This is a genomic window from Pandoraea sp. XY-2 (assembly GCF_004193915.1).
Lineage (GTDB): Bacteria > Pseudomonadota > Gammaproteobacteria > Burkholderiales > Burkholderiaceae > Pandoraea > Pandoraea cepalis.
The window spans coordinates 2456672-2480649 of record NZ_CP030849.1 but is presented as its reverse complement, the minus strand read 5'-3'; the positions used below and the strand labels follow the sequence as shown (position 1 = coordinate 2480649).

At 61.6% G+C, this 23978-nt stretch carries 23 protein-coding genes and 1 pseudogene; 11 read left to right on the top strand and 13 right to left on the bottom strand.

Annotation, left to right across the window (positions count from 1 at the left end; all coding sequences use genetic code 11):
* The first annotated feature begins 1 nt into the window (after nucleotide 1).
* The gene (locus tag DRB87_RS23540) at nucleotides 2-241 is read left to right on the top strand and encodes a GDCCVxC domain-containing (seleno)protein (protein ID WP_130025951.1); all 240 of its coding nucleotides are present in this window, start codon (nucleotides 2-4) and stop codon (nucleotides 239-241) included.
* On the opposite strand, the gene DRB87_RS11290 is transcribed toward DRB87_RS23540, so the two are convergent.
* A complete protein-coding gene (locus DRB87_RS11290) occupies nucleotides 238-1827 on the bottom strand; it encodes an ABC transporter permease (RefSeq protein WP_130025950.1) in 1590 nt (529 codons plus the stop codon). The genes DRB87_RS23540 and DRB87_RS11290 overlap by 4 nt on opposite strands.
* A gap of 116 nt (nucleotides 1828-1943) precedes the next feature.
* Here DRB87_RS11290 and DRB87_RS11285 point away from each other — a divergent pair.
* Nucleotides 1944-3079, top strand: a protein-coding gene (locus tag DRB87_RS11285) for an IS3 family transposase (protein ID WP_370363895.1) whose coding sequence is annotated in 2 segments (ribosomal slippage) — nucleotides 1944-2208 and nucleotides 2208-3079 — 1137 coding nt in all. Because the reading frame shifts where the segments join, the coding sequence is not laid out codon by codon here.
* Here the strand turns inward: DRB87_RS11285 and DRB87_RS11280 are convergent.
* The 10 genes and pseudogenes from DRB87_RS11280 to DRB87_RS11235 form a co-directional block, all read right to left on the bottom strand.
* Nucleotides 3022-4179 (bottom strand): FtsX-like permease family protein, encoded by a 1158-nt coding sequence (locus tag DRB87_RS11280; RefSeq protein ID WP_130025948.1) that lies wholly within the window; start codon nucleotides 4177-4179, stop codon nucleotides 3022-3024. The two genes, DRB87_RS11285 and DRB87_RS11280, sit on opposite strands and share 58 nt — an antisense overlap.
* Nucleotides 4176-4853, bottom strand: coding sequence for an ABC transporter ATP-binding protein (locus DRB87_RS11275; protein WP_130025947.1), 678 nt, complete (start codon nucleotides 4851-4853; stop codon nucleotides 4176-4178). Before DRB87_RS11275 ends, DRB87_RS11280 begins: the two co-directional genes overlap by 4 nt.
* Nucleotides 4846-5403: pseudogene (locus DRB87_RS11270) on the bottom strand (ABC transporter ATP-binding protein); the annotation flags it as partial. The gene DRB87_RS11275 and the pseudogene DRB87_RS11270, both read right to left, overlap by 8 nt.
* A 105-nt stretch (nucleotides 5404-5508) precedes the next feature.
* Nucleotides 5509-6105 carry a hypothetical protein gene (locus DRB87_RS11265; RefSeq protein ID WP_130025946.1) on the bottom strand — a complete coding sequence of 199 codons (597 nt, stop codon included), beginning with the start codon at nucleotides 6103-6105 and terminating at the stop codon, nucleotides 5509-5511.
* Between the two features lie 34 nt (nucleotides 6106-6139).
* On the bottom strand, nucleotides 6140-6715 hold the full coding sequence (locus DRB87_RS11260) for a DedA family protein (protein WP_240756258.1): 576 nt from the start codon (nucleotides 6713-6715) through the stop codon (nucleotides 6140-6142).
* 122 nt (nucleotides 6716-6837) lie between these two features.
* A complete protein-coding gene (locus DRB87_RS11255; protein ID WP_240756257.1) occupies nucleotides 6838-7269 on the bottom strand; it encodes a carboxypeptidase-like regulatory domain-containing protein in 432 nt (143 codons plus the stop codon).
* Between the two features lie 110 nt (nucleotides 7270-7379).
* Nucleotides 7380-7625, bottom strand: a complete 246-nt coding sequence (locus tag DRB87_RS11250) for a hypothetical protein (protein WP_130025945.1) — start codon at nucleotides 7623-7625, stop codon at nucleotides 7380-7382.
* Nucleotides 7626-7744: 119 nt separating this feature from the next.
* Nucleotides 7745-8149: a PepSY domain-containing protein gene (locus DRB87_RS11245; RefSeq protein WP_130025944.1), complete on the bottom strand. Its 405-nt coding sequence runs from the start codon at nucleotides 8147-8149 to the stop codon at nucleotides 7745-7747.
* The gene (locus DRB87_RS11240) at nucleotides 8055-9746 is read right to left on the bottom strand and encodes a cell wall metabolism sensor histidine kinase WalK (protein ID WP_130025943.1); all 1692 of its coding nucleotides are present in this window, start codon (nucleotides 9744-9746) and stop codon (nucleotides 8055-8057) included. Before DRB87_RS11240 ends, DRB87_RS11245 begins: the two co-directional genes overlap by 95 nt.
* On the bottom strand, nucleotides 9727-10401 hold the full coding sequence (locus DRB87_RS11235) for a response regulator transcription factor (RefSeq protein ID WP_130025942.1): 675 nt from the start codon (nucleotides 10399-10401) through the stop codon (nucleotides 9727-9729). The genes DRB87_RS11240 and DRB87_RS11235 overlap by 20 nt, the downstream gene beginning before the upstream one ends.
* A gap of 685 nt (nucleotides 10402-11086) precedes the next feature.
* Here DRB87_RS11235 and DRB87_RS11230 point away from each other — a divergent pair.
* From DRB87_RS11230 to DRB87_RS11205, 6 genes are all read left to right on the top strand, one after another.
* Entirely contained in the window at nucleotides 11087-11392 is a 306-nt protein-coding gene (locus DRB87_RS11230; RefSeq protein WP_130025941.1) for a PepSY domain-containing protein, read from the top strand.
* Nucleotides 11393-11986: 594 nt separating this feature from the next.
* On the top strand, nucleotides 11987-12676 hold the full coding sequence (locus tag DRB87_RS11225; protein WP_130025940.1) for a response regulator transcription factor: 690 nt from the start codon (nucleotides 11987-11989) through the stop codon (nucleotides 12674-12676).
* Nucleotides 12666-13979 (top strand): HAMP domain-containing sensor histidine kinase, encoded by a 1314-nt coding sequence (locus DRB87_RS11220; protein WP_130025939.1) that lies wholly within the window; start codon nucleotides 12666-12668, stop codon nucleotides 13977-13979. Before DRB87_RS11225 ends, DRB87_RS11220 begins: the two co-directional genes overlap by 11 nt.
* An 81-nt stretch (nucleotides 13980-14060) precedes the next feature.
* Nucleotides 14061-15449, top strand: coding sequence for a TolC family protein (locus DRB87_RS11215; protein WP_130027828.1), 1389 nt, complete (start codon nucleotides 14061-14063; stop codon nucleotides 15447-15449).
* On the top strand, nucleotides 15446-16510 hold the full coding sequence (locus tag DRB87_RS11210) for an efflux RND transporter periplasmic adaptor subunit (RefSeq protein ID WP_130025938.1): 1065 nt from the start codon (nucleotides 15446-15448) through the stop codon (nucleotides 16508-16510). The genes DRB87_RS11215 and DRB87_RS11210 overlap by 4 nt, the downstream gene beginning before the upstream one ends.
* Nucleotides 16511-16551: 41 nt before the next feature.
* The gene (locus DRB87_RS11205) at nucleotides 16552-19665 is read left to right on the top strand and encodes an efflux RND transporter permease subunit (RefSeq protein ID WP_130025937.1); all 3114 of its coding nucleotides are present in this window, start codon (nucleotides 16552-16554) and stop codon (nucleotides 19663-19665) included.
* On the opposite strand, the gene DRB87_RS23535 is transcribed toward DRB87_RS11205, so the two are convergent.
* A complete protein-coding gene (locus DRB87_RS23535; RefSeq protein ID WP_240756256.1) occupies nucleotides 19611-20057 on the bottom strand; it encodes a hypothetical protein in 447 nt (148 codons plus the stop codon). The two genes, DRB87_RS11205 and DRB87_RS23535, sit on opposite strands and share 55 nt — an antisense overlap.
* Nucleotide 20058: 1 nt before the next feature.
* Here DRB87_RS23535 and DRB87_RS23530 point away from each other — a divergent pair, with 1 nt between their 5' ends.
* Nucleotides 20059-20178: a hypothetical protein gene (locus DRB87_RS23530; protein ID WP_240756255.1), complete on the top strand. Its 120-nt coding sequence runs from the start codon at nucleotides 20059-20061 to the stop codon at nucleotides 20176-20178.
* A 326-nt stretch (nucleotides 20179-20504) separates the two neighbouring features.
* Here the strand turns inward: DRB87_RS23530 and DRB87_RS11195 are convergent.
* Nucleotides 20505-21613, bottom strand: a protein-coding gene (locus DRB87_RS11195; RefSeq protein WP_130025936.1) for an IS3 family transposase whose coding sequence is annotated in 2 segments (ribosomal slippage) — nucleotides 20505-21364 and nucleotides 21364-21613 — 1110 coding nt in all. Because the reading frame shifts where the segments join, the coding sequence is not laid out codon by codon here.
* 28 nt (nucleotides 21614-21641) lie between these two features.
* Here DRB87_RS11195 and DRB87_RS11190 point away from each other — a divergent pair.
* Both DRB87_RS11190 and DRB87_RS11185 read left to right on the top strand, forming a co-directional pair.
* Nucleotides 21642-22883: a TolC family protein gene (locus DRB87_RS11190; RefSeq protein WP_240756302.1), complete on the top strand. Its 1242-nt coding sequence runs from the start codon at nucleotides 21642-21644 to the stop codon at nucleotides 22881-22883.
* On the top strand, nucleotides 22880-23944 hold the full coding sequence (locus tag DRB87_RS11185) for a metal transporter (protein ID WP_130025934.1): 1065 nt from the start codon (nucleotides 22880-22882) through the stop codon (nucleotides 23942-23944). Before DRB87_RS11190 ends, DRB87_RS11185 begins: the two co-directional genes overlap by 4 nt.
* The last annotated feature ends 34 nt before the right edge of the window (nucleotides 23945-23978 follow it).

The following is a 23978-nucleotide window of genomic DNA, read 5'->3' as shown; positions in this document are numbered from 1 at the left end:
GATGAACGCCGTCATCCTCGAATCCGTGTTGACCTGCCCGCATTGCGGTTTTGCCCAGCACGAAACCATGCCCACCAACGCCTGCCAGTTTTACTACGAGTGCAGTCACTGCATGATGCTGTTGCGCCCCAACTCCGGTGACTGTTGCGTCTTCTGCTCGTTCGGCTCGGTCAAATGTCCACCGATCCAGCAACAACGCGGATGCTGCGGGTACCCGCAAAAAAGCATCTCCGTTGGTTAGAGTTCGCGCATGCGCTGTACCGCAGGGATGCGCGTTTCCCGCAGAGCTCCGGCCACCGCGACAACGACCGAACCGAACGCCACACCGACCAAGGCGGTCAAATAAAGCCACGGCACAGTGAGTCGCTCGGGCGGTGGGTCGAAAACCCCGGTCAGGAGCTTGACCAGCATCCAGGCGAGCGCAAAACCCGTCAGTATGCCGGTGCTGGTGCCGGCGAGAAAGAGCAATGAGGCTTCGCTCCAGAGAAAAGCGCCGAGTTGACGGGGTTTCGCTCCGAGGGCGGAAAGGATGGCGAAGGTGCGCCTCCGGTCGGCAAGTCCGAGGGCGAGAATAAGTCCCGTCGCCGCAACCGCCAGAAGCACGGCGAAGCCAAGCTCCAGTCGCGTCAGTCCACCAAGATCGACAGCGGTCAGGCTGGATCCGATCAGGTGCTGGGCCTGCCCTAGGTCGGTGACCTTGACCCCCGGGAGTGCTGCGACAACCGCCCGCGCAGCCGGCGCCACTTGCGCGGGCCCCATGGAGGTCTTGAGCAGAACGACCTCGGCCGCGTCGGTGTGGGTCTGCTGCGCAACGTAGCGCGCATTGGCCACCAGGAAAGAGTCTCTCGGCGCGGTCGGAAATTCACGCACTACGCCGACGAAGTGGAATTTGACGACGTGATATTGATGATCCACCGCATTTTGCAGCCGCAGATTGAGCTCGTCGCCCACATGGAGCTGGAAATCCTTCACGGTTTCTTCCGAAACGAGAATGCCGTCAGGCGTTCGCGCGAGCAGATCGAGCGTCTTTTTTGCGTTTCCTCCCGCAAAATACGCATTCGACATCCTCGTTGCATCGCCGATGTGCGTGGCGTCTATACCGTACAGGTCTTGCAGGTCAGTACCGACGTAGGCCAGCCGGTGCTGCATCGGTTGCACGGCGCGCACGCCGGGCAAAGCTGCAAGTTCCCTAAGCTTCGTTGAAGCGGGGGCCCGGGACGTGCCTGTGACCGTCACGTCCGCACCGTTCGTGAGCTCCGCGTCGACGCGCGTCTGCGCGTTGTAGGTGGTGTTGAAGACGGCGGTCGAGGTCGCGAAAGCGAAGGCCAGCGCAACCAGGACGACACCCTGCGTCATGCGTTTGCGCTGCCGGCTGATGGCGGCGGCCACGACGCCCGCCAGGGTCCCCGCGATAGGGTTCAGCCACGTGGCCAGGTGTTCGCGGCCGCGATTGAGCCCCACCAGACACAGTCTGACCGTCAGCAGCCCGAGGCCCAGCCATAGCAAGACCGGTGCGAGAAAGGCTGGGTAATCCACCGATGACGCTGGCGTCCCCTCGGGGGCCAGCACGACCTGATAGCCCGTGCTCCACGTTCTCCAGAAGACGAGGGCCGACAGGGCTATGAGTATGAAATCAAGGCCGATGCGTTGCCAGGGCCGGGCGCGATCGGGGCCAATTGTCATCCGGGCCGTCGCGACTGTCGTCTGTCTCGCATCAATCCATGCCGTGGCGAGAATGGCGGCGGGGGTAAGCACAACGCCAGCCAGGACAGCGGCTGTGATCCAGCCGATGGCGGAAACGGCGAAAGTACCGCCGCCAAGAAGCATCCTGGACAAGAGTGTGGCGAGAAACAGTCAGAGGTGGCCGCGGAAATTCGGACAGCCAGATAAGTGGAACGGCTGAGGTCTGAGCCAGCGATAATGCAGGCAAAGGAACCTAGGAAATGACGAAGAGAACCCGACGAACGCACTCAGCGGCGTTCAAGGCGAAAGTGGCGCTGGCGGCGGTCAAGGGCGAGCGGACGCTGGCGGAATTGGCACAGCAGTTCGATGTGCATCCGAACCAGATCACGGAATGGAAGCGGCAATTGCAGGAGCGCGCGGCGGACGTATTCGGCGCGGGCGGTGCGCCGTCAAGCGAGCCGCCAGTTGATCTGAAATCGCTGCACGCGAAGATCGGACAACTGGCGCTGGAAAATGATTTTTTAAGCGGCGCGCTCGACAAGGCGGGATTGCTGAGCGCAAAGAAATGATCGACCGTACGCATGCGTTGCCGATAGCGCAGCAGGCCCGTCTCGTCGGCGTGGCGAGATCGAGCGTGTATTACCAACCTCAGCCAGTGAGCGAAGCGGATCAGAAGCTGATGCGCCGGATCGACGAACTGCACATGGAGTTTCCGTTCGCCGGGGCGCGGATGCTGGCCCGCCTGCTGCGCCGGGCGGGCCATGAAGTCGGCCGCCGACGTGTACGCACGCTGATGAAGCGCATGGGCGTGGAAGCGCTGTACTGCAAGCCGAACACGAGCCGCCGCAATGCACAGCACAAGATCTGGCCGTACCTGCTGCGCGGCATGAAGATCGACCGGGCGAATCAGGTGTTCGCACTCGATACGACGTACATTCCGATGGCGCGTGGCTTTGTGTACCTGACGGCGGTGGTCGACTGGGCGAGCCGCAAGATTCTCGCGCACCGAGTTGCCATCACATTGGAAGCCTCGCACGCTGTTGAGGCGCTGGAAGAAGCGTTCACCCGTTACGGGTTGCCGGACATCGTGAACACCGATCAGGGTAGCCAGTTCACGGCGGGGGCGTTCACCGATGCCGTGCTGGGCCGGCGGGTCCGCTTGTCGATGGACGGCAAAGGTGCCTGGCGCGATAACGTGTTCGTTGAGCGGGTCTGGCGCAGCATCAAGTACGAAGAGGTCTATCTGAAAGCCTACGAGTCGGTCAGCCATGCCCGGCGCTCCATCGGCGATTACATCGATCTGTATAACCGGAAGCGGCCACATTCGAGCCTGGCGGATCAAACGCCGGATGAGGCATACTTCGCGACGCTGCCTGCGATCAAATCGGCAGCATGATTGCCTCGGACGTTCCACTTAAAAATCTCAGAGCACTGTCCGAATGAGCGAGGCCACCTCTGTCCGGCGATCGTGCCACCCATGCCAATGCACATTGCTTCGACCGTCGCCAGTTTCATGATTTGCGCGCGCGAGGCCCCGCGAATTCGCAGCAATGCTTGGTCGCGCCGGCGCCGGCCGGCGCCGGATGCCACCACCGCTATCGTCAGAAAGGCGGCCAGCAGTGCCCCCGGCGCGCCGAGAAACAGGAACAGCACTTTGGCATACAACGCGTCACCGCGCACGGCGTTGAGCCTCGCCGCCAGATTGTCCGCCACGATGCCGTTGCCCGCGATGCGCACCTCAAGATTTTTCGCCGCACCCTGCACCACTGCAAAAGCCGCCTGCGGATCGCCCGGAAGTGTGGCAGGCGCGATTCGCGCATGCAGTTGAATGCGAACCGAATCCGGCCGGATTGCCGCCTGCGGGTCAAAGAGGCGGTGCCACTCGTCGATGGGCATCAGCAGGACATTATCCGGTGGTGCCTGCGGCGCCGCCCCGGGCGTGACGCCGACGGCCTGAAACATTGAATCGGCATGCGGCAAATCGACAATACCGGCCACCTTGACGTCGACCGGTGCAAGGCCGGTACGATGAATCGTGACAACGTCACCGAGCGTGGCATGCAGGTTAGCCGCCGTCTGCTGCGCAAGCAGAACCCCATCCAGGCTGCCGAGCAGCGTCCGGAACTGCGCCGGATAATCGCGGATATAGGCGGCATCGAAGCCGAGCACCTTGCCTTTGCCGGTGGTCTGTACGGTGGCGCCGGTATGGGCTTCGAAACCGTTCACATCGGCATAACCAACCGTTTGCACCGTGGACACCGCAGTGGCTTTGCCAATGGCTGTGGCAACCGACTGCACGGTTGTCCCGGGGACCAATTGCACCTGCCAGTCAACCGGCACACCGGCGAGCGCGCGGCGCGTCATGGACGCGGTGCTCTGGGCCAGAAAAGCGCCGAGCGAGGCCAGCAACGCCACGGTGATCGCGATGCCGGCCGCGGTGCCCGCGAGGCGAGCCTTGCGCTCCTTGATGAGGCCGAAAAACCACAACCAGGTCATACGCCCTCCATGGCTGTCATGGTTTTATTGAGGGTGCCGTGCTCCATTTGCCAAACCCTTTCCATGCGCTCAGCCACTGCGGGATCATGTGTGGCGATGACAAGCGCCGTGCAAGTGCCAGCGAGATGCGCGAGAAGCGCATCGAGCAAGGCGCGACCGGTTGGCTGATCGAGTTGACCGGTCGGTTCATCAGCCAGGATCACGCGAGGATTTCCGGCAATTGCACGGGCCATGGCGACACGTTGCATCTGCCCACCGGATAGCTCTTCGGGCAGTTTGCGCGCCAGGCTCTCAAGGCCGAAGATGGCAAGCGCATTTGCGACCGCGTTGTCAATATCGGGTGTCGCAATTGCCATGAGCAGCGGCAGTGCCACATTCTCGCTCACCGTCAATGGCTCTAGCAGGCTCGGCGCTTGAAACACCAGCGCGATCTTCTCAGGCAGCAGCGTTTCGGCGGCGCCTAGCGCAGGCCACGTAAGCTCGCCGCTGGTCGGCACGTCGAGTCCTGCCATAAGGTGCAGCAAGGTCGACTTGCCGCTCCCGGATCGGCCGACCAGCGCCACGCGATCTCCCGCGCGCAATCGAAATGTCGCGCTGGCGACCGCGGCAATGGATACTCCGCCTTGCGGGTAGCGCCGGCCAACGGCTTGGGCCTCGATCAGGGTGTCAGACATGAGTGATGCGTCCATCTCGAATGCCGAGGACACGGTCGGCCTGCGCCGCAAGCGCCTTGCTGTGCGTCGCGATCAGAACCGCCGCCCCTTCGCGGCACCGTGTCATCAAATGGTTCAGAATGTTGGTTTCCGTGGCCGCATCCACTTCCGCCGTGGGTTCGTCTGCCAGCAGCACACGAGGATTTGACGACAAGGCCACTGCGAGGCCCGCGCGCGCGGCCTCGCCACCCGACAGTTGCGAGGGATGTGCACGGCGCTGCCCGGTCAGGCCCATCACCTCAAGCAGGTGGTCAAGTGTGCTCCGGCCGGATTGTTTAGACAGCGCCATCTGCAATTCCATATTGGCCTCCACCGTGAGGTGCTCGAACAGGTTGCCCGCTTGCATCAGGATGCCAATGTGCCGGGCTCGCAAGGCGGCACGCGTGGCTTCGGGCCGCCGCGACATGCGCAGCCCCATCACCTCGACATGCCCGCCATCGGGCTCATCCAGTCCGGCCAGGCATGCCAGCAGCGTAGACTTGCCGCTCCCGGATGGCCCCATCATAGCGACAAATTCCCCCGCCCAAGCCGCAGCGACACGCCACGTAGCGCAACTGTCTCGTCCTCGCCGCTGTGGTAGAAGCGGTAGAGTTCAAATGCTTCCAATGGCCAAGGTTTAGCGCCATTGGAATGAATTTGACATGAGTTCCCATTGGTCGACATTGTCGGCTCCGAGCGGCGCTGATAGCTCGAGGGTGGCAAGCTTGTCGCCGCGGTAAATCAGATAACGATGGCTCTCCAGGCGCAATGGCTTGTTTGTGACTGGATTTGGTTCGGAATTCGATGTGTACACAATCAGGAGCGCAGGGCCTGATCGCAGCATGGCCTGCTTGATCGCCTCGATCTTGACCGCACGCCCTGCCTTGACCAGATCGGCGGCCTCGTGATCGGCGGCAGATGTGGCCGTGGGAGCGCTGGCAGCGGACGCGACAGTGACGTTGACCGCGTTGTACTTGTCGGAGAAATTTGCTCCGTCACGACGATCCGTTCGCGCCCAACCCTCCGGCACCTTCAGCGAGAAACCCAAGGGCGACGTATAGGTAATAAAGACTTGGGTATCCGGGATGTCACCCGGTGGATTCTTCTCCGGTGCGACCGGGCGTTCCGTTGCCACAGCTGGCGTGCTCACGGTCAGTGAGCCACTGAGCAGCGCTGCGACAGCCGCCACGGTCAGTGCAGTCGATCGCGCGTGTTTCCTGATGCAGCTCAGCATAATGGCTCCTTTCTTGAAAAATATCGTCCAATAGCTACGCTCTGCGGCTGCCCGGATGTCTCCGATGCACGTATAGCCACCCCAGCGCGCCGCAGAGCAGGATCGCCGCCAGCACCAGGGTCTCGTAATAACCGGCATTTGCGAGCAGATCCGTCAACGCCTGCCCGAAGACAAAGCCCGCACCAGCGATGACGCTGGCCCAGGCCGCGGCTCCCATCAAATTGAGGACAAAGAACCGCAGCCATGGCACCTCGCTCATGCCAATCGCCATAGGTCCGGCGATGCGCAGGCCATACAGAAACCGGATGGACAGGATCAAGGGCAGGTGATGCCGCCACAGCAGCGCCTGGGCGCGTGCCGCGCGTGGTCGCACCGACGGAAATCGTGCCAGCAGCGCTGGCCCGTATCTTCGCCCCATCTGAAAATACAACTGATCTCCAATGAAGCTCGCCAGCGTGCCGATCAATATCACGGTTGGCAACGCGAGATGACCCCGATAGGCGGCAAAGCCGGCCATGACCAGAATGGTTTCCCCTTCCAGGAACGTTCCCGTAGCGACGGCGAGGTAACCGTAGTTCTGGACTAGATTTGCAATATCCATGGCAAGCATGTCTGGTCTGGACGACGTTGGGAGGAGGATGCACGCGATAGTCGCGCTCGGCACGAGATGCAGGTCCGGATCACCTGGGGCAAGGCACCGCTCGGCGGCATGGATCGCGCTCACACCTGTTGCTACTTCTGCCACACAAAAATCAGATGCGCATGCTGGTGCGCCCGGATCTGCACGACGCGTTGCTGCATGTCGCCGTGCCGCTCAGCACTGACGGTATATTTGCCTTCGGGCAATTTCGCGAGGAAGTACGGGCCGTCCGAAGTGGCTTTGAGCATGGACTTACCCGCCTGGTTTTTGATGACAACGCCGACATCCGATACGTATTCATTCTGCGGCGTTGCCTTGCGGGCAAATTCCAATTCGAGCGGATACCGCGCGGCGGCTAGCTTGAGGGCGTTTGCTTCGTCCAGTCCAATGCCACCACTCACATATGCGATGGCGCCTTGCATTTTTTCGGGAGGGAAAGCGGTCTGTGCACCGGCCACGAAGACCGTTCCTCCCAGGCTCGTCATAACCATGGCCGCCGCCCAGATGCGCGTGATGGATTTCATCGTGAATCTCCTGACAATCGGATGGAATAATGCCGTGCCCGGGCGCTCGTCAATGTCATCAGGACATGCGCGGCACGGCCGCCATCGCGGCTACTGGCAGTGGCCAGCGCTCATTTCTCCTTTCTTTCCTGCGCTTTGGTTTCTTTCATTTCATGCATTTTGTTTTCGTGCTTCTCTTCCTTCATTTCACTCTTCCCGCTCTCTTGGTACTTCTTGGCATACGTCTTGGCAGGGGCGGCGACTTGCGGCTGGGACGCCGCAGCACCGACGCCTGAAGCCGTCGCGTCAGCAGCAACCACAGAGAATGAGAGCGCGGAAAATACCGCCGTAATGAGGATTGATAGCAGCTTGTTCATTTCAACTCCTTGCATCGTGCCAAGCCATTTGACGTTTTCGTAACCGCCTTCAAATCGCGGCTTGGCGGTCGGGTGCCGATCGCTCGGCGGTAGTGGAAAATGGATCTAGCCCTGGACGGCTATTCCTCTGTGTCCTCCTGGTCGCCGGCGATATCCACATGCACGACGGCTCCGTTGCCCGGATCGACCTTGACGTCCTTGATTTCATTGCCGGCAGTCTTGATCTCCACGCTATACACTAGGTTGCCGTTCTCGTTGTCGAGGGCGACCTTCAGCACGGTCCCGGGGACTTGGGCCAGCGCGGCTGCGGTCGCCCTCGTCGCATCGATCTTGGCCAGTGCGGCGAGTCTGGCCGCTTCACCACGTTCCCCGATTTGCTGGTTCGGCACCTTGATGCTGGATTGGTAGGCCGGAGACTGGGTCGTCCCGTCACCGGCCGCATGGGCGCTGCCAAGCAGCCCGACGCCCGGCGTGAGTGCGCCCAACACCGCGCATATCGCCCGCTTCCTTTGCTTGCCGTTCATGGCCGATACTCCCTGAGTGAATCATTTGCGTTGCAAGGTCGAGGCCGTGTCGAGGTTCAGTCGCAGTGTCGCTTGCGGGGGAGGGGCGGCATGCCAGCCTTACAGGAGCTATAGTGGCCGCTGAATCTTGCCGGAAGCTTGCCCGAACATTACAGCTTGGCAAGGATTGACGGGTCGTCCGGGGAAGGCGGATCTCGCCGGCCAAGGCGGGAAGCGTGATGGTGAAGACCGAGCCGGCGCCGGCCATGCTCGACGCTTCGATGTGGCCCTGGTGTGCTTCGACGACGGCCTTCACCAGGCTCAGGCCCAGTCCCAGGCCACGCTGTGAGCGGCTGCGGTCGCCACGGTACAGGCGGTCCCAGATTTTCGATAGCTCGTCGGGTGTCATGCCGATGCCGGTGTCCGCCACGCGAATCTCGACCGCGATTGGCCGCAGCCGGGCCTGTACGTCGATGCGCCCGCCCACAGGGCTATACTTGATGGCATTGTCCAGCAGATTTGCCATCACTTGGCGCAGGCGATTGCGGTCCACCGTGACCCAGATCGGCTGGGGTGCGGCAAGCGAGACGGTGATGGATTTTTCCTCGGCCACCTGCTGGTAGAGATCGATGGCATCGGCCAAGAGCTCAGAAAGGTTAACGGATTCCAGTTGCAATTTGAGCGTACCGGTTTCAGCCTCGGAAATGTCCATCAAGGTACTCAACATCCGGATCAGTTGATCCGACTCCTCCACGCAGTCCGCCAGCGCTTCCCGGCAAGCCTCTGGCCCCGCCTCCGAGCGCAGGGCGATTTCCGCGATGCCTCGGAGGCGCGCCATCGGCGTGCGCAGGTCGTGAGCGACGTTGTCGAGCGCGCCGCGCATACCCTGGATCAGGGTTGCAATCCGGTCCAGCATGCCGTTGAACAACGCCCCCAGCTCGTCGAGTTCGTCGCCGGTCTCGCGGATCGGCACCCGGGCCGCCATGGCACCGGATTCGATCGTGCGGACGGTCTGGATCAGTTGGCGAATCGGCCGCAGGGAGCGTCGGGCGAGGTACGCCCCGCCGAGCAGGGCGACCACGATCGTCGGGCCCATGACGCCGGCCACGATCCAGCCAAAGCGTTCCAGGACGCTGTCGCGCTCCTCAGTACTCTTGCCGACTTGCAGCAGGCCACCGTCTGGCAGGCGCGTGCCGGCGATCTCCAGGACAGCTTCGTCGTCTTTGGCGGGCAGCCGGATCAAGGCGCTCGAATCCGCCGGCGGCATATGCTCGAGGCCGCTCAGGTCGAACTTTGCCCATTGATCGGGAATCTCGACAAAGACCGTGGTATCGCGTGGCCCGGCAATGCGGATGAAAAACGGCTTGGCTCGCCCCAGCCGTGCCTCAAGGGCCAGTTCCTTTTTCAGCCCCGTGAGATCGGCGGCCTGATACTGGGCCGCCAACTGATGAAGCTTTTGCTCGACGCTGTTGCGATCATGCTGACGCAGCGAGGCGGCCAGCAGAAAATACGCGAACGAGAAAAGCACCAGGGCGCCGAGGATGAAGAACGCCGAGTACCAGAGCGCGAGCCGGAAGCTGATCGTTTTTCGCTGGGCATCAAGGGGCTTTAAGGACATAGCCGACCCCGCGGATCGTATGGATCAGTTTCACGGGAAAGTCCCGGTCGATCTTGTTGCGCAAGCGGCAGACCAGCACGTCGACAACGTTGGTCTGGGGATCGAAGGTGTAGTCCCAGACGTGCTCCAGGATCATGCTCTTGGAAACCGGGCGGCCCACATTGCGCATCAGGTATTCGAGCAGAGAAAGCTCGCGCGGTTGCAGATCGAGCCTCTGCCCGCACCGCTTCGCTTCGCGGGTCAGCAGGTCAAGGACCAACTCACCCACGACCAGCCGGGCTGGCTCAGTGGTCCCCGTGGCACGGCGGATTAGCGCTTGAAGGCGCGCAAGCAGCTCAGCCAGCGCGAACGGTTTGGTCAGATAGTCATCGCCTCCCATCTGAAGACCCTTGACGCGGTCATCCACGGTCCGCTTGGCGCTCAGGATAATGACCGGCGTAGCGACCCCCTGGCGGCGCAGCGCCTCAATGATCGACAATCCATCTAAGCGGGGCAACATGATGTCGATGACCGCTGCGTCATACGAGGCAGAGAGCGCCAGATCGAGTCCATTCACGCCGTCTTCCGCATGGTCAACAGCGAACCCAGATTGTTCCAGCGCGGTGATGACAAACGCGCCGATCTTTCTGTCATCTTCAACAACTAGAATTCGCATGGCATTGCCCTCTAGAGTCGTATCCGGGACTTTTCTTCGTCGATGAGACGCGTCGTTCCGACGGCCGATCCATGCTCCCCCACCGTTGGCTCTTGGGTGGTTTTGGTCAATGCCGCGGCACTCAGCCCCACGGAAGATCAATTTGGGTGTTCGTGAGCGTTGGCTGCTTGGCGCCGTAGCCGCGGCGGTTCCATATCGCGTCATTATGGCATGCGGTGCAGTGCGCGCAGAGAGTATGAGAGCCTGCGCGCTCACGTCGGCGCCACAATTCTCCATAGCTTTCTCACCCAAAAGGGAGGGCCGCAGCCCTTTCAGTGCGCGTCTGTGTGAGGCGCCGAATATCGGCAGACTCGCGACGTGCCTAGCCGAGAGCTAGAGGAAAATGCAGTAAGCCGCAACGATCGTTCTGTCGATGAGCGTGATCTTTCCTGGGCTCCCGCCTTCCAGTGGTTCAAAATTATGGCGATGGCCCTCGCATAGTCCTGACTTCCCCACCAATCAGACTTGCAAACATACCTTTAATGGTGTCGGCTTGCGCTGCCTTCCCGGCAATTTTTTATTAAATACATGCATTACGAAATATATTATCGCAGCGCTTTCCCGTCTGAAACCGCTAATGCACTGCTAAGTGTTTGGACATACGCTTGTCATTGCGCGAATTCCCGCGTGTTTTTGGGGAAATTATATGTACCGATACACCAAGCTTTCTCTTGCTGCCGTCACACTGGCTACACTCGGCACCCTCGCATATGCAGGACAGCATAGGGAAAACGATGCAATGGCTGCCACTAACGCCAATATCTCGCTGACGCAAGCCGTGGCCATTGCAGAGAAGCACGTCAGCGGCAAAGCCTCACAAGCCGAATTCGACAGCGAAAAGCAGGGTAACCTTTATAAGGTAGAAGTCGTGGCCGACACCAAAGTGTTCGACGTCAAAGTCAACGCCGAGACGGGGGCGGTCATCTCACTGACGCACGACACGGAGGATTGATGCTTCCGTGAAGTGGAAAAGCGAGTCAAGATTTCGGATGAGCGACACGGAACCGATAAGCGGCATGCGTTTCCTCACGCTTAACGCTCGTGATTGGCCCTGCCGGTGGTGCTTGCCGGACGTGTGGCTCGGCATTTGCCACTGCACGTCCCGGTTGCAGTGGCGACTGCGTGGCAGCGAGCCGCCGAACCGCAGCGGCGCGGCAATCCGGCGAAGCCATCTGGCTGGCGATCATCTAGGCCATAGGTTGGGTGTGAGAACATGTCGCCCATTTTTTCATGGGAATCAGCAAAACTTATCTGCGCTACACCGCCGACAGTCTGTTTCCCGAGACCACATCGCGCGGGACTAGTCTGTTGCTTTCGCGCCGCAATTGACTGCCACACAAGATTGGTTGGCGTTGTGACAACGCTTCTCGGCGCTCACATTCCGCTGGATATGCCAGTGCAGCGGTTGTTCCAGGCATTGCCACCTAGCGGGTCACACCGCAAATATCTGGGGTGTTTATTCTGGCATACCGTCAGGCCATCGCCAGACACCACAGTGAGCCTCGCTGAAGAGATTTCTCGAGGAAATCAAAGGAACGATAATTCCATGAAAGTGCTGATTGTCGAAGACGATCCGGCGATCGCCGCGAACCTGTATGACTATCTGGAGGGAACCGGCTACGAGGTCGATGTTGCGTCCAATGGCAACATGGGCCTACGGATGGCGCTCGCCGGCTCGTGGGATGCGATCCTCCTCGATCTATCGTTGCCCGGCATGGACGGTCTGTCGCTCTGCCGCAATCTGCGCAGAGAAGCTTGTCGAGACACGCCGGTGCTGATGCTGACCGCTCGAGATGCGCTCGACGACAAACTGCTCGGTTTCGAGCATGGGGCCGATGACTATCTAATCAAGCCGTTCTCACTCAAGGAAGTTGGCGCGCGGCTGAGCGCCATGATCAAGCGCTATCGTGGTCAGGTCGCAGCCGTGGATCTCCGGTTCGCTGATGTGCACCTGGACGTATCGAAGATGACGGTCGATCGTGCCGGCCGCCCAGTCAAGCTCTCGCCAAAATGTCTGCAGTTGCTGCGCATTCTGCTGCAGTCGCCAAACCGCATGTTCACTCGTGCCGAGCTCGAAACCGAAGTCTGGGGCGAACAGCTTCCCGACAGTGACACACTGCGCACTCACGTCTACATCTTACGTCGGGCGCTCTCCAAGTCAGGGGAGGCGGACCTTATCGAAACGGTCCACGGCGTTGGCTACCGGCTTCTGGAGTGCGATCGAGATGCGAAATAGCCTGCGCTTCAAGGTGGCACTTTTCTTTTCGGCGCTGACTATCGCATTGTTGCTTGCTCAGGCACTAGGTGTGAGAGTGCTGGCCGAAGCGCAGGAGGAGAAACTGATTGTGGCGTTGATCCACGACGACATGACGAATGTCCTCAAGAACTATCGAGTCGATCCCACGCTCCTGCCTCCATTCGACCAACAGTTGAATGGGTACGTGTCAACATCGGACCATCCGTCGATCGTTCTACCGGCATCCGTCAGAAACCTTCCTGACGGGACGCATCAAATCATCATCGACGGCCGTGAGATTCACGTCGCGATCACCCCGTTCGGTACCACACGTCTATATCGAATTTACAATTTCAACGCCTACGAACACCATTTCAAGGAAGTCATCAATGCGCTGATGGCCGGGACGGGTGTTTTCGCGCTGCTCACGATTTGGCTATCCTTCGGTCTGTCGGGCCTGCTGGTGCGGCAGGTGGCCAGTCTCGCCAGTCAGGTGAAGACACTTCGGTTCGGAGAAACGCCGTCGATCCAGCCCGGCAAGTACGATGAAACGGAACTCGCCGGACTGGTCGACGCCTTCAACGATTACCATCGGCGCATGGCCGAGATGATCGAGCGCGAAAAGGAGTTCACCGGCAACGTGAGCCACGAACTGCGCACGCCCCTCACTACGATCACGACGAGTTGCGAACTACTCACGCAGGACTCCGCAATCAGTGGAAAATCGCGCAAGCGGCTCCAGCAGATCGAGCACGCCGCCGACAATATGCGCGAACTCACTAACGCATTGCTGATGCTCGCCAGAGAAGAGTCGGCACACGACATCGAACCGGTGGCTATGGCAAACCTGGTCGAATCCGCTCTGATGCCCTTTGCCAATCGCCTTGCGGAAAAGAAGCTCGAGACCGTCGTTGACCTGGATCACGCTCATCACGTAATGGCGAACCGCTCGGCGCTCGCGATCGTGCTGTCCAACCTCATCGAGAACGCGGTGCGGCACACCGACCGAGGGCGGGTGCGTATTTCCTATTTGGGCGGGTGGTTGCACATTGAGGACACCGGGCCGGGTATTCCAACGGGCGCGTTGCCCTATGTCTTTGATCGGTATTACCAAGCGGAAGACCAGCAGTCAGGAAAGCGGGGCTTTGGGATCGGCCTATCGATTGTCCGCAAGATATGCGACCGATATGGTTGGTCGATCGAACTGGCCAGCGAGCCCGGCAGCGGCACCCGTGTCTCGCTGCGCCTGCCGTCCGCCAGCTTGGAGCATCTTGGGACCAGCGACGGCCGAACATTTTCTTGACGAAAACTTCACAAGCGGTGGCGTAGCATCCGTGTCGGACGCTGCCCCTCGTGGGCAGCAGAACGACCGATGGATTTCAGAATGCGCCGAGCGATATTGATTGCTTTCGTCGGGCTGGCCGGCTGTACGACCTATCATGCCCAGCCGATCGCCCCAGCTCAGCTTGCCCGACATTTCGAGCAGCGCTCGCTTGCGAGCGAGGCGTTACACTCCTTCGTCGTGCGCGAGGCCGGGCACAATGTCGCACCGTGGCCGCCCGCGCGCTGGAATCGCGAAATGCTCACGCTGGCGGCCTTCTACTACAGCCCCGCCCTCGACGTTGCGCGCGCCCGATGGGGCACTGCCAAGGCCGGCATCGACGTCGCCGACACGACTCCCAACCCGGTCTTGCAGTTACCGTTTCAGTATTCGACACCCAACCCGGGGCCGGGATCCCCGATCACCTTCGGCCCGGCACTCGACATCCCGATCGAGACGGCGCACAAGCGCGGCTATCGCGTCGATCAGGCGACTCACCTGTCGGAAGCCGCGCGGCTGAGCCTCGTCAATGAGGCGTGGAAGGTCCGCAGGCAAGTCCGAGTTGCGATGCTCGCCCTCTATGCTGCCCGCAAGCGCATTGCGTTTCAGTCCACCAGGGCCGAATCCGAGCGGCAGATTGCCGAGATGAGCCGCAAGCGTCTAGCCGCAGGGCAGTTCTCGCGGCCAGACGTCGACTCTGCCATTTTTGCCGACACGCAGGCGCAAAGCGATCTGGCTGCGGCGCGCAGCGCCGATCAGGATGCGCGAGCCCAGCTCGCTGCCGCTATCGGTATACCCGTCGCTGCGCTCGACGGCATCGAAATTGACCTCTCCGCCTTCGGCGCAGTTCCGCCCGCACCGCCGACCGCGGATGCACAGCGCGCGGCGATCTTCCATCGCCCAGATCTGCGCGCCTCGCTTGCCGATTACGCTGCGGCCGAATCGGCTCTTCAGCTCGAAGTCGCGAAGCAGTATCCGAACCTCCACCTCGGACCGGGCTATACATACGACACGGGCACGCACAAGATCGCATTTGGGCTCGCAGGCATCACGTTGCCGATCTTCAACCAGAATCAAGGCGGCATCCATGAAGCCGAAGCAAGACGCCAGGAAGCTGCGGCCCGTGCCGGCGCGCTGCAGGACAAGATTCTCGCCGATCTTGCGCATGCGCTCACGCGCTACCGGTCAAGCGTCGAAGCATTGCGCTTGTCGGACGCCCATCTCGCTAGTGCCCGCAGACAGCTCAACGGCCAGGCCGCCGCTTTCGCCAACGGGAACGCGGACCGACTGACCTACACGCAGGCGAAAGCGGGCTATCAGACCAGTGAAACCGTCCATCTCGATGCCGTGATCGCGGTCCAGCAAGGCGCTGGCGCACTCGAAGATGCGATGCAGCAACCCCTCGGTCACGAGGCGGTGAGCGATACCCTCAGTGAAGAGACACCACGATGAAACTCCGACTGATCCCTCTCTCCGTCGTATCGCTGGCTCTGGCTGTCGGTGCAGGCTGGTACATCTATCAGACGTTCCTGGACACCAGCACGTCGACGACCGTGGCAACGCAATCCGCCCCGCCCCGCGCCGTACAGACGGTATACGGCGAAACGGTGGTCGTCGTCGGTCCCGAGGAGCAGCGGGCCAGCCACATCGAGGTCGCGCCGCTCACAGCCGTCACGCGCCAGGCCAATATCAGCGCCTACGCCACCGTCATCGATCTGCAGCCGCTCTTCGATCTGCGCAACCGCTTGGCGGGCGCCCGCGCGGACGTCGAAACGTTCACTGCGCAGGTCGCAAGCTCGCGCGCCCAGTACCAGCGCAGCCGCACGCTGTTCGCGGACGATCGCAACATTTCGCAGAAGAGCTTTCAAGATGCGCAGTCGGCGATGCAAGCCGACGAGGCGAGGCTCCAATCGGCCCATGCCACGCTGAACGGGCTGAACGCTACGATGCGGCAGCAGTTTGGCGACGCGCTTGCGAATGCCGCGACGGCATCGACCTCGAAACTGTTTCAGCGTCTCCAGTCTGGGCAAGCCGTGGTGCTGCGCGTCACGTTGCCGGCCAGCTTCGGCATGGCACCGCCCGCGCGTATCACGATCGATACGCCCGACGGCCGCTCGGTGCCCGCTCAAAAGCTTTCCGCCTCACCGCTCGCCGACCCGGCCGTGCAGGGCAGCCCTTGGCTTTACGTCGCCGACGATGCGCTGCCGGCAAATTTGCGCACGAGCGCGAGCGTGCCGACGTCAAGCCAGGTTGCATCCGAGCTGCGGATCCCAGAACGGGCCGTGATATGGTACGGCGGGCAAACATGGACCTACGTGCGGACGGCTCCCGATCGCTTTACGCGGCGCTTCGTGCCCGCTGGCGACGAGGGCGACCACGGTTTCATGGTGACGTCAGGGTTCCAAGCCGGCGACCAGGTCGTGACGCAGGGTGCCCAACTGCTGCTCTCCGAAGAGCTCAAGCCACAAGGTATCGCCACGGCCTGCAAGGATCCACCCGAGTGTGACGACTGACCCACGCCTCACCCGCCCTGATCAACGCGACCTCACGTTCCATGCTCAACGCGATCATCCGCTTTTCGCTGCGCTTTCGCGGCGTCATCTATGCGCTGGCCGTCGTCGCGGCCGGCTACGGGCTCTTTACGCTCACGCGCGCCAAGCTCGACGTCTTTCCCGAATTCGCTCCGCCGATGAGCATCGTGCAGACGGCAGCGCCAGGCATGACGAGCGAGCAGGTGGAAACGCTCGTCACGCAACCGCTCGAGAATGCCCTCGGCGGCATGGTTGGGCTGCAGTCGATGCGTTCGAGATCGATGCAGGGTCTCTCCGCGATCACGCTCGTCTTCGATGACAGTGCAAATGTGATGCAGGTCCGGCAACTCGTCACCGAGCGCATCAACGGGCTCGCGGCCACGTTGCCTGCAGGCGTCAAGCCGCCCAGGCTTTTGCCGCTTACCACGACGACGAGCGTCGTGCGCATCATCGGTCTCACGTCGAAGACGCGCTCGCTCGCGGATCTCTATGGCATCGCACAGTGGACCATCAAGCCACAACTGCTGAGCGTCCCCGGCGTGGCCGATGCAATCGTGTTCGGCGGCGAGACGCGCCAGATGCAGATCCAGGTCGATCCCGCGAAGCTGATGCACTACGGATTGTCCATCCAGGACGTGATCGCCGCGGCCCGCCAAGCCACCGGGGTACGGGGCGCCGGGTTCATCGAGAACAATAACCAGCGCATCGCCATCAATGCCGATGGCCAGATCGCCACGCCGGAGAAACTGGCCGGCGTCGTGCTGCGTTCGAGCAACGGTGCGTCGGTTCGGCTTGGCGACGTCGCGAATGTGGCCTGGGGCAGTGCGCCGCCTGTCGGCGCGGCTTCGATCATGGGCAAGCCCGGCGTGATGATCGTGATGGAAAGCCAGTACGGCACCAACACACTGGCCGTGACGCACGACATCGAAAATGCGCTCGCCGGACTCAAGCCGGCGCTTGTAAAGCAAGGCGTCGACGTGAACGCGGACGTTTTCCGGCCCGCCAATTTCATCGATGCCGCGGTGGGTCACTTGAGGACGGCACTCATCGTCGGCGCCGTGCTCGTGATCGCCATCCTGTTCCTGTTTCTGCTCAACGTGCGCACCGCCGTGATCTCGGCCGTCGCGATTCCGCTGTCGCTGCTGGTTGCGATCATCGTGCTGACCAAGTTCGGCGTGAGCCTGAACACGATGGCCTTGGGTGGCCTCGCAATCGCGCTCGGTGAAGTGGTGGACGATGCGATCATTGACGTCGAGAACATTTATCGGCGTCTACGCGAGAATCGCAAGCGACCCCAGCCACTCCCCGCGTTTCGCGTCGTGCTGCGTGCTTCGCTCGAAGTCCGTAGCGCCGTCGTGTTTGCGACTTTCATCGTGATGCTGATCTTCCTGCCGGTACTCACGCTCTCGGGTGTCGGCGGACGGCTCTTCGCGCCACTCGGCATTGCCTACATACTGGCCGTTCTCGCGTCGCTCGGCGTCGCGTTGACGCTCACGCCGGCCATGGCGCTTGCCCTGCTGGCGAAGGGGCCTTTGCCCGAGCATGAACCCCGTCTCGTCGCGCGCCTGAAGGCGCGTTACATCGCGCTGCTGACAAAGGTCGAGCAGCACGTGAAAGCGGTCATGGTAACGGTGGCGCTGATGTGTGTCGCTGCGCTCGCGTCGCTGCCGTTCATGAGCGGGAGCTTCATTCCGCAACTGCGCGAAGGCCATTACATCGTCCATATGGGACTGGAGCCGGGCACGTCGCTCGCGGAATCGATGCGCATCGGCACGCAGGTATCGAAGGCGTTGATGCAGGTGCCCGGCGTGCGTCTCGTGGCACAGCGCGCAGGCCGCGCGAACGGGGTGGTCGACCCGACCGGCGTGCAGCTCTCCGAGTTCGAGGTCGACCTGAAGCCGATGGGCGCATCGGGCCAAAACTGGGCGCTCTATCGGATTCGCCAGGCGCTGGCGCGCTTTCCGGGCCTGAGCACCTCAGTCAATACGTTTCTCGAGGAACGTATCGACGAGACCATTTCGGGAACAACGGCCCCGGTGGTCGTCAAAGTGTTCGGCAACAATCTCGATGTCATCGATCGCACGGCGCAACAAATCGCTCAGCTGATCGGCACGATCCACGGCGTCGCCAGCGTGCGGGTAGATTCGCCTCCCGGCATACCCGAGCTCGACGTGAAGCTCAAGCCGGACGCGTTGAGCCGCTGGGGCTTCAGGCCCGTCGAAGTGCTCGATACGATCCAGTCCGCCTATGCTGGCACAACGGTCACGCAGATCTACAAGGGCAGCCGCACCTATGACGTCGCGGTCGTGCTCGATCCGACGCAGCGCACGACCGTCGGTGACATCGGCAAGCTCATGGTGCGCAATGCCGAAGGCTTTGCCGCGCCGCTGGGCTCGCTCGCGACGATCCGTCAGGTCGCCGGCCGCTATCAGATCACGCACGACGGTGGCCAGCGCGTGCAAACAGTGTCGGTCAACCTTGGTAGCCGGCCGGCCAGTGATTTCGTGAAGGAGGCTCAGGCGCGAGTGAACCGTGAGATCAAAATGCCACCGGGCACCTACGCCGTTTTCAGCGGGGAGAGCGAAGCACGCGCGCAATCGCAGCGCGACCTGCTGGCGTACGGGGGGATATCGCTCATCGGCATCGCATTGCTCCTGTTCCTCGCGATGAAGAGCCGTCGTGGCGTACTGCTCGTCATGGTCAACCTACCCTTCGCGCTCGTCGGCGGGGTACTGAGCGTGGTGCTGACGGGGGCGAATCTTTCCATTGGCGGTATGGTGGGTTTCGTCACATTGCTTGGCATCTCATTGCGAAACTCGATCATGCTGATCAGCCACTACGAGCACTTGATACACGTCGATCGATTGACGTGGAACATGGATACAGCGGTGCGCGGGGCATCGGAACGGTTGGTGCCGATCCTGATGACCGCACTCGTCACCGCGCTCGCGCTGGCGCCGCTCGCGCTGACAACCGGCGCGCCAGGTAACGAAATCGAAGGGCCAATGGCGATCGTCATTCTCGGCGGCCTGATCACGTCGACTGCCCTCAACCTGATCGTGCTGCCGACGCTGGCGCTACGCTACGGACGCTTCGAGCGCGACGAACTGGCCGAGCCCGACACTGCGGCGGTATAGTCAGAAACGGGGAACGGCCAGTGACTGGGCAGCCGGCGATGGCGGATCTTCCCGACGGCCTGAGCCTCGCCGAGGTGGCCGAGCGCCCGGGGGCGCCGCGCTGTCGACCGCGTCCTGCGGCGGACGAGCCGCAGCTTCGGCGAGATCGTGCGCGCCAACGTGTTCAGGCGCATCAATGCACTGCTTGGCACGCTCTGCGCGGTGGTGCTCGGGGTACTGTCCGTTTCGGCGGTCCATATGCGCTCTTCGGCGGCGTGCTGATCACAAACTCGCTCGTCGGGATAGTCAAGGAATGGCGCGCGAAGCGTCAGCTCGACCGGCTCGCGCTTCTGCACCAGCCGCGCGCGCGTGCGGCGCGCGGGGCAGACGATTGAGGTCCACCCGGGCGTCATCGTGAAGGATGACCTGATCGCGGTCGAACTGGGCTACCAGATCGTCGTCTACGACATCGTGTGCGCGGCGAACGGGCTCGAGATCGACGAATCGTTGCTGACGGGGGAGTCCGAGCTATAGACCAAGGCGCCCGACCCCGAAGTGCTGTCAGGCAGTTTCGCCGTTGCTCGTAGGCATGGCTACGCGTTCATAAAAATTCAACCCGAACATAGAAGATCGGCCGGGATTCGCAAAATTTTCGCAAAAATGGTCTTACATCACTGATTTTAAAGAAAAATCGAAGTCGATCTTGAAGTCTGGCCGGGGTTCCCAATTATGGTCTGCAGGGCATAATCCAGCGATTTCGCAACGAAGGGTACGGCCGATGGCACGCAAGCCGGTGCTCAGCTTTCCGCGCGATGGCGGTCACCATACTGACCTGACGGACATTTTCGTACCACTGGTTTCTAGAGATTCACAGCCCCAGTGGTTGAACTACATTCGCTAGCCCGGCGAAATTCTGCCGGGGTCAGGCACTGCAAACTCGAATGCGGGCGCACTTCGTTGTAGTGTGTTCGCCAGTCTTCGATCACGATCTTCGCTTCGATCCGGTTGCGAAACCACTCCATCGCCAAACATTCGTCACGGAATTTTCCGTTGAAGCTTTCATTGGTGCCGTTCTGCCAAGGTTTGCCCGGATCAATCAACGCTGTCTCGATGTTCTCCTGCACAGCCCATTTCAGCAGCGCCGTGCTGACAAATTCCGGCCCGTTGTCCGACCGAAGATAACGGGGCGCTCCGTGCACGCTGATCAACCGACTTAGCACCTCAATGACTCGGCGCGAGCGGATCGATCCCGCCACATCGATCGCCAGACATTCGCGCGTATATTCGTCGACCACAGTCAAGCATTTCACCTGCTGACCGTTCGCACAGGCATCAAATACGAAGTCGTAGCACCACACCGAGTTGCGCGCCGCCGGCGCATGCGGCCTTGGCCGAGCGCCGCTGATGCGGCGTCTGCGGCGCTTCTTCGGCACTTGCAGGCCCGCCTTGGCCCAGAGCGACGCACACCTATCCTTGCCAATGACGATGCCTTCGCGTCCTAGCAGCACTCGAATGCGACGAGAGCCGAAGCGCGGGTAATGTCCCGACAACGTTCGCATAGCTTCGATCACCGGCGCATTCTTGCTTGGCATCTTTAATGTATAGCTCAAGCTCAAACGGCTGACCTGCATCAGCGCACACGCTCGCCTTTGACTCAAACCCCGTGCCATCGCGAACCGGGCTTGTTCACAGCGAACCTGTGCGCTCACCACTTTTTTCCGCTGATCTCCCTCATGACCTCAATCTCAAGATCGCGCTCAGCTACCATCTTCTTTAACCGCGCGTTCTCGGCCTCAAGCGTCTTGAGTCGCTTGACGTCGTCGCTGACCATCTCGCCGAACCGTTTGCGCCAGGCGTAAATCGACGCCTCGCTCACGCCATTGCGCTTGGCCACCTCGGGGATCGCATCTCGATCCGCTTCGCGCAGAATTCGCACGATCTGCTCGTCACTGTACCGGCTCTTCTTCATACCAACTCATCGTCTGAGCTGAGGAGCCATTATCTCTAGATTCCGTTGGTGCGAAATTTCACGGACAGGTCAGACGCTGGCGGCGTGGTATTTCAGTCCGGAACTCCGCGTCGCACGCGCCCAGTGGGCGACAGCAAAAAGTGGAATCGACGTTGCCGACGCGCTGCCAAACCCCGTGTTGCAGTTGCCGTTCCAGCGCTCGTCGCCGAATCCTGGGCCTGGTACCGCCTACACGTGGGGCCTTGCGCTCGACATCCCCATAGAAACTGCCGGAAAGCGAGGCTATCGGGTCGAGCAGGCCGCACACCTTGCAGAATCCGCTCGGTTGAGCGTCATGAACACCGCTTGGAAAGTGCAGGCACGGGTGCGCGATACGCTGCTCGCGATATACGCCGCTCGTGAGAAGGCGACTTTGCTCTCGCGCAAGGCCGATGTCCTCCGGGAGATCGTCGCGATGGTGGAGAAGCGCCGTGCCGTCGGCGAAAACGCCGGACCGGACGTCGACGCTGCCATCGTTGCAGCCACGCAAGCACAAGCAGAGCTCGCGACAGTTCGCGGCGCGGAGCAGGGCGCTCGCGCGCAACTCGCCTCCGCCATCGGTGTTCCGACGCGATCGCTGGACGCTGTTCAGCTCGATCTCCAAATGTTCGGCATGGTTCCGGCGGCACCGCCCGACGCCGATGTGCGTCAGGCGGCGATCCTCAATCGTCCGGATCTGCGCATGTCGCTTGCCGACTACGCCGCCGCCGAATCCGCGCTACAGCTTGAAGTGGCAAAGCAATATCCCGACATTCATTTGGGGCCTGGCTACACCTACGACACCGGCACACACAAAATCGCGTTCGGTCTCGCCGGTATCAACCTGCCGATCTTCAATCAAAACCAAGGCAGCATCGCTCAAGCCGAAGCGAATCGCAAGGAGGCGGCTGCGCGAACGGCAGCACTGCAAGACACGATACTCGGCGAGATCGACAGGGCGCTCGACCTCTATCAGGCGAACGTGGAAACGCTGCGCATCGAGGACGCGCGCCTCGCAGCAGCCCGCCGACGGCTTGACAGTACGGCCGCGGCGTTTGCGGCCGGGGATGCCGGCCGACTGACCTATGCACAGGCCCGTGCCGATTTCCAGACGAATCAGCTCGTCCGGCTCGATGCCGCCATCAGTGCCCAACAGGCGGCGGGTCGGCTCGAAGACGCCATGCAGCGTCCTCTTACTGGCGACGCCCCCGCATTGAAGCCGTCTGTGACTGAAAAGGAGTTGCGCAAATGAAGCTACGTTGGATCATTCTCTGCGCCACGACGATCGCATTGGCAACTGGTGCCATCTGGTACGTCTATCGGACACTTTCCCTTCAGCCGTCGGCTGCCGGCACTGCCGTGAAGGACACTTCACAACCTTCCGTACGTACGGTCAACGGGGAAACCGTCGTCGTGGTTGCGCCGGATGCTCAACGCGCGAGCCATATCGAGGTGACATCGCTTATCGACGCGCCACGCGAACAGACGCGCCCGGCCTACGCGACAGTGCTTGATTTGCAGCCCCTTTTCGATTTGCGCAGCCGCTTCGCCGCCGCGCAAGCGGATCTCGACACGCTCACCGCGCAAGCGGACAATTCGCGCGACCAATATGCACGGAGTCGGACACTATTTGAAGATGATCAAAATGTGTCCCGCAAGTCCGTCTCAGATGCCAATGCCATGATGCGGGCGAACGACGCAAAACTGCGTTCCGCCAAGATCGCAGTGGCCGGACTCGGCGCGACGTTACGCCAGCAATTCGGCGAGGCGCTTGCCGCGGCTGCGCAGACACCGACATCCCGCGTCATGGAGCATCTCCGGGCCGGGCAAGCGACTGTGCTGCGTGTCACGCTTCCGGCGGGCAACGGCACCGATGCCCCGCCACAGATTACCGTCGATTCGCCGGATGGCAAGACGTTGCCAGCCCAGCGACTCTCGGCGGCGCCGAGCACCGATCCTGCCCTTCAGGGCCAGCCTTGGCTTTACCTCGTCTCCCAGATGCTCCCGGCCGGCACGCGAACACTCGCCAATCTTCCTGCAACTGGCGCGGCGAAGGCGTCACTTGTCGTTCCGGGGGACGCCGTTCTCTGGTATGGCGGACAGCGGTGGGCGTATGTCGAGACCGCGCCTGACAGCTTCACGCGCCGCTTCGTTCCCGGATCGGGCGACGGTGATCCCAGCGTGAGCCATACGCCGGGCTTCCACGCCGGTGATCAGGTCGTCATTCAAGGCGCGCAGTTGCTGCTTTCCGAAGAACTCAAGCCGCGAGGTATCGCCACCGTCTGCAAAGACCCTCCGGAGTGCGACGACTAATTCGCCCACCGCAACGCGCACCGACCGATACGTT